The following is a 12,241-nucleotide window of genomic DNA, read 5'->3' as shown; positions in this document are numbered from 1 at the left end:
CGTGGCGGTCGATATGAAGGGTACGCGGATCGCTTATCGGACTCCTCGCTGGCGCGAGACGGCTTGCGTTGACGGTGGGCTGGCGTCATGCCCGTCACTGGCCGTCCAGGCGCCGGTCGATCAGGTCGCGGCCACGCTCGATGCCGCCGCGCAGCGCCTCGAGTTCGGTCGACCACGCGCGACCGGCCGGCGCCGGCACGGTCAACTCGATGCGTGCGCCGTCCACATACACCTGCACCTCGTCACGCCACGCGCCGCGTTCGTCGCGCCGTGCCCAGACGAGAATCTCGTGACCGCGATACGGATTGCGAACCTGCGCGTCCTGTTGATGCCCCACGATGGTCTCCTGTCCTTATCTGCGATGTCGATGCAAAAAATGCACGCCGCCTGTCGCGGGTTGCGCCCCCCGCCCTCTGCGCATGCGCCGTTCCCGGCCGGCACGCGGCTTGCGTGCCTGATGCGCGTCGCATCGCCGCCGGGCACGGCTCGTACCCATCGGAAGGAGGACACGTCATGATCGGCCATCTCGAACTGCCCGGGCGCCTGCTGCTGGCGGCGTTGCCCGGCAGCGTGATCTGGCTCGAGCGCGTGAAGCGGTTCATCGTCCAGCAATCGGACGACGATCCCGACACCGACGACATTTCGGTGTCCTTCTCTTGCACGAGCGGCCCGGAGTGCGACGCCATCTGCGAGACGCCGAGAAACATCGCCTGCGTCCGCACCTGTCAACCCGAACCTTCGTCAAGGAGCTTCGCGTGACCCAGACCCATTTGCCGGGTTATCTCGTGACGCGCCGGCTTGCCACCCGCATGCGGCCGGGCGCGCGGCTCACCGCCGGCCAACCGGTCGACACGCTGCATGCGTGGCGCGTGTGTCGTCACGCCGAATGCGGGTGCCTCGCGCGAATTCGCATCGCACACGCAGCGACGACGCTTGCGCAAGGAATCGACCACGTCGCCGTCATGCGCGGCGGTGGCGACCACCCCGGCAAACGCGCACGACTCGATGTGCATTCGCTCGGGCTGCGGGCACCGTGCGCGCGCCGCGATACGCTGCTGCCGCACCTCGACGGCAACCGGGAGGTCAGTACCCGATGACCGTGGCGGAACGCACGACACGCGCCGACGCGACGACCGTCGACGCCACGCACGCGAGCGACATCCCGCGGCACGGCCTGCTCGAACGCGGCCGCAACTGCGACACGATCCGCGCCGCGAGCCGCTTCACGATGCTCGTCGACGGCGATGCGTATTTCTCGACGCTGCGCGCCGCGCTGCTGCGCGCACGCCATACGGTGTTCATCGTCGGCTGGGACGTCGACAGCCGGATGCGGCTCGCGCCCGGCGGCCCCGACGACACGCTCCCCGACACGCTCGCGGCATTCCTGCACGCGCTGGCCGCGCGGCGGCACAACCTGCGCATCTATGTGCTCGCGTGGGATTTCGCGATGATCTACGCGCTGGAGCGCGACTGGCCGCCGGTGTATCGGGCCGGCTGGCGCGCCCATCGCGGCATCGTGTTCCGGCTCGACGGCACGCATCCGCGCGGCGCGTCGCATCACCAGAAGCTGGTCGTGATCGACGACCGGCTCGCGTTCGTCGGCGGCCTCGACCTGACGCGCGCGCGCTGGGACACACCGGCGCACGCGGCCGGCGATCCGCGCCGCCACGACGAAGACGGCGCGCCGTACGCGCCGTTTCACGACGTGCAGGCGATGTTCGACGGCGACGCGGCGGCCGCGATCGGCGAGCAGGCGCGGGCGCGCTGGCGGCAGGCGTGCGGCCGCCCGATCGCGATCCGCGCGCAACGCCACCTCGAGCGGCCGGACGACGATCCGTGGCCGCCCGACGCCCGCGTCGACGTGCGCGACGTGCGGCTCGGCATCGCGTACACGGCGCCGCGCCACGACGGCCGCGAGCCGGTGCGGCAGGTGTGCGCGCTCGTCGCGGACACGATCGGTGCGGCGCGCCGGCACCTGTATGTCGAAAACCAGTATTTCACCGCGGCGGTCGTGCGCGAAACGTTGTCCGCCCGCCTCGCCGACGCGCACGGGCCCGACGTGACCGTCGTCGCGCCGCGCGTGCAGAGCGGCTGGCTGCAGGAAGCGACGATGGGCGTGCTGCGCGCGCGGCTGCACGCGGCGCTCGTGTCGGCGGACCCCTTCGGCCGCTACCGTCTGCTGTATCCGCACGTCGACGGGCTCGGCGACGCATGCGTGAACGTCCACAGCAAGCTCGCGATCGCCGATGACGAATGCGTCGTGATCGGCAGTGCGAACCTCAACAACCGTTCGATGCTGCTCGACACCGAATGCTGCGTTGCGCTCGTGGCGGCCGGCGATGCGCGCATCCGCGCCGCGATCGCCGCGCTGCGCGACCGGCTGCTGGCCGAACATCTCGACACGACGCCCGCGGCCGTGGCCGATGCATTCGCGCGCGGCGAGCGGCCGAACACCGCGCTCGACCGGCTGCGCGCGAAGCCGGGCCGCACGCTGCGCACGCTCGACCCGGCCGTCGCGCCGCAACTCGACGCGCTCGTGCCGGTGAGCGCGCGGCTCGACCCCGAGCAGCCGATCGAACCCGACCGGTTCGTCCGCGAATTCGTGCCGCACGACCGCCATCGCCCGCTGACCGCGCGGTTTCTCGTCCTCGGCATGGCCGTGCTGCTGGTCGCCGCGCTCGCGCTCGCCTGGCGCTTCACGCCGCTCGGCGAACGGGTGAACATCGCGTCGCTCGCGCATGCACTGGCCACGCTCGCGCAACGGCCCGCCGCGCCTGCGCTGCTGCTGGCCGGCTACGTGGTCGCGGCCACCTTCGCGGTGCCGATCACGCTGCTGATCACCGCGACGGGGCTCGTGTTCGGCGCGTGGCCGGGCGTGGCCTACGCGGCCGCCGGCACGATGGCGGCTGCGGCCGCGAACTACGGGATCGGCCGCTGGCTCGGCCGGGATGCGGTGCGCCGGCTCGCCGGCGCACGCGCGAACCGGCTCAGCGAGCACATCGGCCGGCGCGGCGTGCTCGCGATGGCCGTACTGCGGCTGTTGCCGATCGCGCCGTTTACCGTCGTGAACCTCGTCGCCGGCGCGTCGCATATCGGCCTGCGCGACTACCTGGTCGGCACCGCGATCGGCATGCTGCCCGGCCTCGTGCTGACCGTCACGTTCGCGCACCAGCTGACAGCCGCGCTGAACCATCCCCGGCCCGGCGCATTCGCGTGGCTCGCGGCGATCGGCATCGCACTGGTCGGCCTCTCTGTGCTGCTCGTCAGGGTGCTGCGACGATGGCGCTGAGCACGCATGCGGCGCCGCCGCCGCACATCCTCGCCGCCGACGACGCGCCGGCCGCCGCGCCGGGCGGACGCGACTGGCGGATCGCGACGTACAACATCCGCGGCGGCTACGGCGCGTGGCCGGCGCGCGCGGCCGACCGGATCGCGGCCGTGATCGACGAACTCGACGCGGACGTGATCGCGCTGCAGGAAGTCCCGCTCGGCGGCACGCGCGCGCCCGACGTGCTCGCGCACCTGCGCGACGCGACCGGCATGCATGCGGTGGCCGGCCCGACGATCGACACGCCGGAGCGCCGCTACGGCAACGCGGTGCTGTCGCGCTGCCCGATCCGCGCGGCACGCACGCTCGACCTGTCGTTTCACGCGCGCGAACCGCGCGGGGCGCTCGACGCCGACATCGATTGCGGCGCGCTCACGCTGCGGGTGGTCGCGACCCACCTCGGGTTGTCGGCAAGCGAGCGCAGCGCGCAGGTGCAGCGGCTGCTCGCGGCCTTCGACACGGGGGCGATGCCGGTGATCCTGCTCGGCGACATCAACGAATGGTTCGTGCGCGGCCGCGCGCTGCAGGCGCTCGTCACGCGGTTCCGGCGCGCGCCGGCGCCGCGCACGTTCCCGACCGTCTACCCGGTGTTCTCGCTGGACCGGATCTGGATTCATCCGGGCGAATGGCTGGTCGATGTGGTCGTACACCGCAGTGTGCGCGCGCGGCATGCGTCGGATCACTACCCGCTCGTCGCGCGGATGCGGCTGCCGGGTGACGCGGAAAGGGACGCCACGCTGCTCACGCCCGATGCGCGGTGAACGGTTTCGATACCGCAGGGCGCGCGCATGCGAACCGGCAAACTCGCCGGAACGGATGACGCGTCATGACGCACACGGATGCCGTCTGCCGTGCGCCGGGTGCCGATGACAACCCCCGATGCACTTCACGTGCCGTCGCACCCGTCCGCGCCCTCACATCGCACGGACGGGCCGCGCTTGCGCATCACGACCACTCTTCCGGCGGCAACGCCCCGCCGTCGTCCTCCCACAACGGCTGGCCCGTCTCGCCGCCGCTGCCCGCGATCACCGTCCCGCGCTTCGTTTCCTGCTTCCGGGTCGGCCGCGTGCCACGCGACGTCGCCCTTGTGTGACGCGTCCGCGTGGGCGCCACGGTGTGCTGCGCATCACCGCGCCCGTCGCTCGTCGATTCGGTCTTGGTTTTCCGCCGTCCAGTTGAAGCCATGCTCATGGTTTTCTCCGGTACGAATGAAACAACAGCCGATCCGCAAGATCGATGCCCCGACCGGGCAGGCGGATTGCTCCTTGCATCGGTTCCTGATCATCGCCCCGGAGACCACGATGCCGACCGACCTCAACCCGCCGCCGCCCGAGCGCCATCGGCTCGGCGAATGGATGGCCCGCGAAGAAGCGCACATGGCCGCGTTCCGGGAAAAAATCGCGGCAGAGGCCCGCGCGCATGCCGGCGAGCGGCTGCGCACGCCGGCCATGCAGGAACTCGCGCGGCTGTTCGACGACCACGCGGTGCTGCGCATGACGCTGGTCCGCGCGATCGAGGAGGCGGTCGAATCGGGCCGCCGGCTCGGCTATACGTCGATCGACGGGTTGATGACCGTCCTGGATCACCTGATGACCTACACGCCGCCGTTCAGCGACGCGAGCCTGATCGTGTGCCCGATCAATGCCTTTCTCGACTGGCCGATGTGCATGCCGTCGGGCCATGCGCTGTTTCGCGACGCCGCCGTCAACGCGCATCTGCAGAACGTGCTGAACGTATGGTGCGGCTTCCTGGGCGGCCCGCATTCGCGCGCGCATCTCGACACGTCGGCGCCCGACGGCTGGTTCTGCGACGCCGCGAGCAAGCGCATCGGGCTATCGCAGTTCCAGTATCGCGACGACCAGCCGCACGGCGGCTTCACGTCATGGAACGACTTCTTCACGCGGCGCTTTCGCGACGGCGCGCGCCCGGTCGCGGCGCCCGACGATCCGCACGTGATCGTCAGCGCGTGCGAGGCCGCGCCGTACCACGTCGAATCGAACGTGAAGCTGCGCGACCGGTTCTGGATCAAGGCGCAGCCGTATTCGCTGCGCGACATCTTCACGCCGGCCCGGCTGTCGCTCGCCGAGCGCTTCGTCGGCGGCGACCTGTACCAGGCGTATCTCAGCGCGTACAACTACCATCGCTGGCACGCACCGGTGCGCGGGGTCGTCACGCATGCGTACCGGGTCCATGGCACCTACTACTCGATCGTCGAGGCGGAAGGCGCCGACCCGGCCGGGCTGAACGACTCCCAGGGGTACATCACGGCGGTCGCGACGCGCGCCGTGGTCGCGATCGCCTGCGACGATCCCGGCATCGGCACCGTGGCCGCCGTGTTCGTCGGCATGGGCGACGTGTCGTCCTGCGTGATCGACGTCGTGCCGGGCCAGCGCGTCGACAAGGGCGACGAGATCGGCTACTTCCAGTTCGGCGGATCGACCTGTTGCCTGCTGTTCGAAGCCGGTGTGATCGACCGGTTCCTGCATGCGCCGCCGTTCGAGCACGGCACCGCCGTCGTGAACGTCAACTCGCCGGTCGCGATCGCACGGTGAGTCGCACGTGCGTCGGGCTCGCAGGCTCGACGCACGCCGGCTCGCGGTGCAATGTTTTCAACGGTTTGTAATGGCGCGGAACGTGGCCGGTGCGTCGGTCAGCGTGACACGACGCATGGCGCGGCCGCTACGGGCTCACGCCGCCCGAGGCGCCAGGGAATCGATCAGCGCGCCGTTGAAGGCCGGGAGGTCGTCCGGCTTGCGGCTGGTGATGAACGGGCCGTCGCGTACGACCTCCTGGTCGACCCACTTGCCGCCCGCATGACGGATGTCGTCCTGCAGGCTCGGCCAGCTCGTCATCGTGCGGCCTTCCACGAGGCCGGCGGACACGAGCAGCCAGCCGCCATGGCAGATCGCCGCGATCGGCTTGCCGGCCCCGACGGCCGCCGTCACGAACTCGCGCGCGGCCGGCACCATCCGGATCGCGTCGCCGTTCACCACGCCGCCGGGCAGCACGACCGCGTCGTAATCGCCCTCGCGCGCGTCGTCGAACGTGCGGTCGACCTTCACGCGCGCACCCTTGTCGACGTGCCTGAAGCCCTGGATTTCGCCCGGCTTCTGCGAAATCACGTCGACCTGTGCGCCTTCGGCCGCAAGCGCACGCTGCGGTTCGACGAGTTCGGCTTCCTCGAAGCCGTCGACCGCGAGAATCGCCACCTTGCAATGAACCAGTCTTCCGCTCATGAAGCCCTCCTTCAGTGACGCGGCACACGTCGTGCCGCGCCAGTCTCGCAGCAAGCGGCGTGCCGTTTCCGCTCACGCGGCGCGCCGGCCATTCGGGAACGATTACGCGCCGGGCAGACGGCTGATCGCGTTCGGCAAGCACCCGACGGAGATCGGGACGGCGCAGGGCATCGAGGATGCGCGCCCGGCACGCGAATTTCCCGCATGCAACGCCAGATGCCGTTCGCGCGGCGACCGCCGCCCGCGACCCGGGAGACGGCGTCGCTCACCCCGCTACTGCAGGCGACTCGCCGTGTCGAGCATCGCGTCGGTCACTTCGATCGTGAGCGTCAGGCTCTCATCGGTATCGGGCAATCGATCGAGCATCGCCTGCACCGTGTCGTGCAAAATTGCATGCACGCGCATCCGCGTGCCGTCGTCGAGCGACGCATACCGCTCCATCGTGTCGCTGTCGAGCGCCAGTTCGACCGCATGCCGGGCGAATTCCGGCGGCGCATCGGCCGTCAGCGCCCAGGTCGAGTGGAACTTGATCCTGCCCGTCGCGACGTCGACATGGACCGTCGTATCGAGATCGTCCGCCTCGATCGCATGGCCGTCGCTCTCGTCGATGTCGTCGTTCTCGTCATTCTCCAGCCGGTTCCGGGAATTGAATTGCATGATGCCCTCCTGTGTCGTGGCGGCGTGCCCGTCCCGGGAAACCTCGCCGCCCTCGTCGGCTCGGTGCCGTCAGTAGCCGCTGGAACCCGCGCTGCCCGCCCCGCCGGCACCGCCGCCGCCCGTGCCCGTCGACCCGGGCGAGCTGCCGTTGCCGGCGCCGGTGCCCGTGCCGTTGCCAGTCCCGGCGCCGCTGCCGCCCGCGCCCGCGCCGTTCGGGCCGCCGCCCGGCTTCACATGGCCGGCCGAGCCGCTGTGCGAACGCGTGCCTTGTGTCGCACCGTGCTGCTGCGTGCGCGCGGGCGGGGGCGGCGCGGTCGTGTTGCCGTTGGTGCCCGGCGTCGACATGTCCATCGACGGATTCGGCGCACCGGTGCCCTCGTCCGGGCGCTGCGAGTTCTGCGCCCATGCGGCAGGCGCGGCCGCGATGATCGCAACAGCCGCGCACGCCAGCACGCGCGGCGCGACACACTTCGATTCGAATACCGATTTCATGAAGTTTTCTCCCTGATAGACATCACGTGAAGGAAATTCCTGCCCCTTCCTTTCAGCAAGGCCCATGCCGCGGTCATCACGCATGCGGGCCGTCGTGTCGACCTCCGTGATCGCACGCGGGATCTGCGCAGCGCCGCCGAAAAACGGGCGCCACCGTCTGCCGCGTCGCCGTTGACGCATTCACGTATCGGCGCCCAGCCGCGCGCGCATCGCCGCGGTGATGCGCTGCCGCGTGTGCGCATAGCCTTCCCACGGATCGCGTTTCAACGCATCGAGGCGTTCGCGCAGCGTGTCGATCGTCCATTGCGCCCCGCCCGTCGTGTCGGGCACCTCGTCCCAGTCGAGCGGCACCGATACGCCCATGCCGGGCCGCGCGCGCACCGAATACGCGGCGATCGTGCTCGCGCCACGGCCGTTGCGCAGGTAGTCGACGAAGATCTTGCCGCGCCGGTGGCGCGGCCCCATCGTCGCCGTGAAACGGTCGGGCAGCGCGCCCGCAACGTGCTGCGCCACCGCGCGCGAGAAATCCTTCACGTCGTCCCAGCCCGCATGCCGCGTGAGCGGCACGACGACGTGCAGCCCCTTGCCGCCGCTCGTTTTGCAGAACGAGACGAGCCCCAACTCGTCGAGCAGCCCGCGCACGAGCTGCGCGGCGTCGATCATCGCGCGCCACGGCAGCGCCGGATCGGGATCGAGGTCGAACACGATGCGGTCCGGCCGCTCGATGTTCGACGCGTGCGCGTTCCACGTGTGCAGCTCGACCGTGCCCATCTGCGCGGCGCCGAGCAGCGCATCGACGCTGTCGATCGACAGCAGCGGCCCGTGGCCGGGATCGAGCCCTTCGTGCTGCGTGACGTACGGGATCTCGCGGCGCTCGGCATGCTTCTGGAAGAACAGTTCGCCGGCGATGTCGCCCGGGGCGCGCACGAGCGACACGGGCCGGCCCTTCAGGTCCGGCAGCAGCCATGGCGCGACCCATTGCCAGTAGTGCGCGAGGTCGATCTTGCGCGTGCCGCTGTGCGGATCGAGCACCCGATCGGGATGCGTGATGCGCACGCGGCCGACCTGATCGGCGGCGGCCGCGCGCGGCGTGTCGCCGGCAGATGCGGACGCTCGCGCGCCGCGCGTGCGGCCGTGCGCCGGATCGGGTTGCGGTGCACGCGAGGATGCGTTGCGCGCCGCGCGGGATTCGTTCATCGTCGCCTCCGTGTTGGTTGGCCGCGGCACTTCGCGGACGATCTGCCGTGCCGGCTTGTCTTCGCGCAGCGCGATGAACGCCGCCTGCCGCACGATGCCGTCGCTCGTCCATTCCGCGAATTCGCATTCGGCGACGAGCGTCGGCTCGACCCAGTGGACGCGCGTGCGGGACCGTTCGCGCGGCGGCGGGTCGAACGGCGTCGTGCCGCGTTCGTGCTCGCGCAGCGTCGCCGCGAGCCGGTCGAGCAGACGCGTGTCGAAGCCGGTGCCGACCCGGCCGACATAGCGCAACGGCGGTTTGCCGCGTGGTGGCTTGCCACCCGCGGCCGGTTCGTACACGCCGAGCAGCAGCGCGCCGAAGCCGTGCCGTCTGCCCGACGGCTCGGTATAGCCGCCGATCACGAACTCCTGGCGCCGCCGGCATTTCAGCTTGATCCACGCGGACGAGCGGCCGCCGCGATAGCGTGAATCCGCGCGCTTGCCGATCAGCCCTTCGAGCCCCGTGTCGCACGCGCTCGCGATCAGCGACGCGACGTCGTCGCCGAGATCGGGCGAGTAGCGCAGCCGCGCGGGATCGCTGCCGGCGAGCAACGGTTCGAGCAGCGCGCGTCGCGCGGTGAGCGGCGCATCGCGCAGGTCGTATCCGTCGAGAAACGGCAGGTCGAATACGAACAGCGTCACCGCGTCCGAACGGCCCGCACCGAGCGCGTTCTGCAGCGCCTGGAAATCGGGCAGCCCATGCTCGCCCAGGACGACGGCCTCGCCGTCGAGCCACGCGTTGTCGACCTCGAGCGCCGCGAGCGCGTCGCGCTGCATGCGCAGCTTCGCGGTCCAGTCGCGGCCTTCGCGCGTCATCAGCGTGACGTGCCGACGCGCACCGCGGCCCGCGATCCGGGCCAGGATCCGGTAGCCGTCGAATTTCACTTCGTAGCGCCAGTCGTCGTGCGCGGGCGGGGCATCGACGAGCGTCGCGAGTTGCGGCGTCACGCGCTCGGGCAATGCCGCGCGCACCGCGCCTTCCACCTGCGACGGATCGATCGCCGTCGTGCGCGCCCCGCCGTCATGCGGCGGATGGGCAGGCGCCTTGCGCGCCGCCTGTGTCCGGCCGTCATGCACGCTGCCCGGCTGCTGCGCGACGACATCGAAGCTGGCCGCATCGCGCGCGTCGTCGTCGCGTTCCTTGATCAGCAGCCATTGCTCCTGGCGCCCCTGCTGCCGCCCGCTGCGCACCAGCGCCCAGCCGCCGTGCAGCTTCGTGCCGTCGAGCCGGAACGTCAGCTTGCCCGCGCGGTAGCCTTCGCGTGCCCGGGCGATGCCGCCGTCGGGCGTCCACGTGCCCTCGTCCCACACGGTGACCGAGCCCGCGCCGTAATGGCCGGCCGGGATCTCGCCTTCGAACGACGCATATTCGAGCGGATGATCCTCGACGTGCACGGCCAGCCGTTTCACCGACGGGTCGACGCTCGGCCCTTTCGGCACCGCCCATGACTTCAGCGTGCCGTCGAGTTCGAGACGGAAATCGTAGTGCAGCCGCCGAGCGTGATGCTCCTGGATCACGAAGCGCAGCGGCCGGGCCGTGCGCGCGGACGGTCGCGTTTTATGTGCGTCGTGCGCCTTGTGCGGCCCATGCGCCTTCTGCACGCTCGCGTCCGCATCCGCGCGCACGCGCCGCCGTCCATGCGCCCCCTCGGGTTCCGGCGTCGCATCGAAGCGGCGCTTGCGGCGATAGGGTTCGAGCTTGCCGGCCATCGCGTCACCCTCCTTCCCGCATCGTCACGCGGCGTGCTTGCGGCGCACGGCGGTCTTCTTCACCGCGTGCGTGCCGGTCGCGCCGTGCTTCGCGGCCGCGCGCTTCGCCGCTGCATTCGCCGGCTTCTTCGCCGCGCCCTTCGCGGATGTCTTCGCTGCCGGCTTGCGCCGCGCGCCCGTCGACGGCGACGGCGAAGACGCACGGTCTTCCTCGTCGTCGTCCGCGCGCGCGGCACGCGCACCGCCGCCGCCCTTCAGGCTGCGCTTGAGCAGCTCGGTGAGATCGACCACGTTGCTCGCCGTGCGCGCCGTCTGCGCGGGGCGATCCTCGATTTCCTCGATGCGGCCCGCGCGCACCTTGCGCTCGACCAGCTCGAGGATGTCGTCGCGGAACGTGTCGTGATACTCGTCGGGCGTCCAGGAGCCCGACATGTCGTCGATCAGCTTCTTCGCCATCGCGAGTTCGCGCGCACTGACGCCGGCGCGCTTCGCGTCGTCGGCCGGCACAGACAGTTCGTCGAGCGGCCGCAGTTCCTCCTGCCAGCGCAGCGTATCGAGCGCGAGCAGCGGCCCGACCGGAATCAGCGCGCCGAGATGCTGGCGGTCGCGCATCACGACGTGCGCGATGCCGATCTTGCCGCTGTCCTTCAGCGCGTCGCGCAGCAGCGCATAGACCTTCTCGCCCTTGCGGTCCGGCACGAGGTAGTACGGCGTGTCGAGATACAGGAACGACACGGCGCCCGCATCGACGAACGTGACGATGTCGACGGTCTGCGTCGACTCGGGGTTCGCCGCGCGGATCTCGTCGTCGGTCAGCACGACATAGCGCTCCTTCTCGTACTCGTAGCCGCGCACGATGTCCTCGCGCGTGACTTCCTTGCCGGTGCGCTTGTTGACCTGCCGATAGCCGACCGGGTCCATCGAGCGCTTGTCGAGCAGCCGGAACGACGGCTTCACGGTGCGCGTGGCCGGGAACAGCTGCACGGGCACGTGAACGAGCCCGAAGCTGATCGCGCCTTTCCAGATCATGCGTGTCATCGATGTCCTCCTTGCGGCGTCCGTCGCCGCACGCAACCGTCAGGGCTTTCGGGAACGGCTGCGCCGCACGATGCTGACGTGGCCGTTGCGCTCCAGGATCGCCGCGTCGACGTCCGACAGGTCGTCCGCGCCGAGCGCCTGACGCACGCTCTCATGGACGTCCGTCGGCGTGATCAGCGCCGCGCGCATCTGCGCGTCGTCGAAGCGGCCGTTGCGATACACCTCGCGCTCCGCGCCGACCAGCAGCCGTTCGAGCCGGCGCGAGCGCAAGCAGGCCAGGCCGATCACGCGATGCAGCAGCGCGATCGCGAGCGACGCGGCCACCGTCGCGACGAACGGCGACGCACCGACCACCGCGCGGCTCAGGATCGCGCCGAGCAGGATGCCGACCACGTAGTCGAACGGCGAACGCTGGCCGAACGCGCGCCGCCCGGCGATGCGGATCAGCACCAGCGCGATCGCGAACACGACGATCGAGCGCAGCACCATCTGCCCGGGGCCGAGCATCCGGCCCTGTCCGAACAGTGCGACGACGACGTCCATG

The 12,241-nt window shown here is 70.7% G+C and carries 12 protein-coding genes and 1 pseudogene; 5 read left to right on the top strand and 8 right to left on the bottom strand.

Annotation, left to right across the window (positions count from 1 at the left end; translation table 11 throughout):
• Nucleotides 1-94 precede the first annotated feature (94 nt).
• The gene (locus CFB47_RS32850; protein ID WP_089463690.1) at nt 95-337 is read right to left on the bottom strand and encodes a DUF6566 family protein; all 243 of its coding nucleotides are present in this window, start codon (nt 335-337) and stop codon (nt 95-97) included.
• A 248-nt stretch (nt 338-585) separates the two neighbouring features.
• Here CFB47_RS32850 and CFB47_RS32845 point away from each other — a divergent pair.
• The 4 genes and pseudogenes from CFB47_RS32845 to CFB47_RS32830 all read left to right on the top strand — a co-directional run.
• Nucleotides 586-759 (top strand): annotated as a pseudogene (locus tag CFB47_RS32845) (MgtC/SapB family protein); the annotation flags it as partial.
• Nucleotides 756-1,097, top strand: coding sequence for a hypothetical protein (locus CFB47_RS32840; protein WP_089463689.1), 342 nt, complete (start codon nt 756-758; stop codon nt 1,095-1,097). The pseudogene CFB47_RS32845 and the gene CFB47_RS32840, both read left to right, overlap by 4 nt.
• Nucleotides 1,094-3,289 (top strand): VTT domain-containing protein, encoded by a 2,196-nt coding sequence (locus CFB47_RS32835; RefSeq protein ID WP_089463688.1) that lies wholly within the window; start codon nt 1,094-1,096, stop codon nt 3,287-3,289. Before CFB47_RS32840 ends, CFB47_RS32835 begins: the two co-directional genes overlap by 4 nt.
• Nucleotides 3,280-4,089 (top strand): endonuclease/exonuclease/phosphatase family protein, encoded by an 810-nt coding sequence (locus CFB47_RS32830; RefSeq protein ID WP_089463687.1) that lies wholly within the window; start codon nt 3,280-3,282, stop codon nt 4,087-4,089. Before CFB47_RS32835 ends, CFB47_RS32830 begins: the two co-directional genes overlap by 10 nt.
• A 184-nt stretch (nt 4,090-4,273) precedes the next feature.
• Here the strand turns inward: CFB47_RS32830 and CFB47_RS32825 are convergent, their stop codons facing one another.
• Nucleotides 4,274-4,519, bottom strand: a complete 246-nt coding sequence (locus CFB47_RS32825) for a hypothetical protein (protein ID WP_089463686.1) — start codon at nt 4,517-4,519, stop codon at nt 4,274-4,276.
• 110 nt (nt 4,520-4,629) lie between these two features.
• Between CFB47_RS32825 and CFB47_RS32820 the strand changes: the two genes are divergently transcribed.
• A complete protein-coding gene (locus CFB47_RS32820) occupies nt 4,630-5,880 on the top strand; it encodes a phosphatidylserine decarboxylase family protein (RefSeq protein WP_089464267.1) in 1,251 nt (416 codons plus the stop codon).
• Between the two features lie 135 nt (nt 5,881-6,015).
• Here the strand turns inward: CFB47_RS32820 and CFB47_RS32815 are convergent, their stop codons facing one another.
• The 6 genes from CFB47_RS32815 to CFB47_RS32790 form a co-directional block, all read right to left on the bottom strand.
• Nucleotides 6,016-6,564, bottom strand: coding sequence for a type 1 glutamine amidotransferase domain-containing protein (locus CFB47_RS32815; protein ID WP_089444024.1), 549 nt, complete (start codon nt 6,562-6,564; stop codon nt 6,016-6,018).
• A 273-nt stretch (nt 6,565-6,837) separates the two neighbouring features.
• Nucleotides 6,838-7,221, bottom strand: a complete 384-nt coding sequence (locus CFB47_RS32810; protein ID WP_089463685.1) for a DUF3022 domain-containing protein — start codon at nt 7,219-7,221, stop codon at nt 6,838-6,840.
• A 69-nt stretch (nt 7,222-7,290) separates the two neighbouring features.
• Entirely contained in the window at nt 7,291-7,713 is a 423-nt protein-coding gene (locus CFB47_RS32805; RefSeq protein WP_089463684.1) for a hypothetical protein, read from the bottom strand.
• A gap of 180 nt (nt 7,714-7,893) precedes the next feature.
• Nucleotides 7,894-10,659: a DNA ligase D gene (gene ligD, locus CFB47_RS32800; RefSeq protein WP_089463683.1), complete on the bottom strand. Its 2,766-nt coding sequence runs from the start codon at nt 10,657-10,659 to the stop codon at nt 7,894-7,896.
• A gap of 24 nt (nt 10,660-10,683) precedes the next feature.
• A complete protein-coding gene (locus tag CFB47_RS32795; RefSeq protein WP_089463682.1) occupies nt 10,684-11,697 on the bottom strand; it encodes a Ku protein in 1,014 nt (337 codons plus the stop codon).
• Nucleotides 11,698-11,736: 39 nt separating this feature from the next.
• Nucleotides 11,737-12,240, bottom strand: coding sequence for a DUF421 domain-containing protein (locus CFB47_RS32790; protein WP_089443856.1), 504 nt, complete (start codon nt 12,238-12,240; stop codon nt 11,737-11,739).
• Nucleotide 12,241 lies beyond the last annotated feature (1 nt).

Source organism: Burkholderia sp. AU27893, from assembly GCF_002223205.1.
Lineage (GTDB): Bacteria > Pseudomonadota > Gammaproteobacteria > Burkholderiales > Burkholderiaceae > Burkholderia.
Note: the sequence above shows the minus strand (reverse complement) of the source record. Positions and strands in the feature narration are given on the sequence as shown.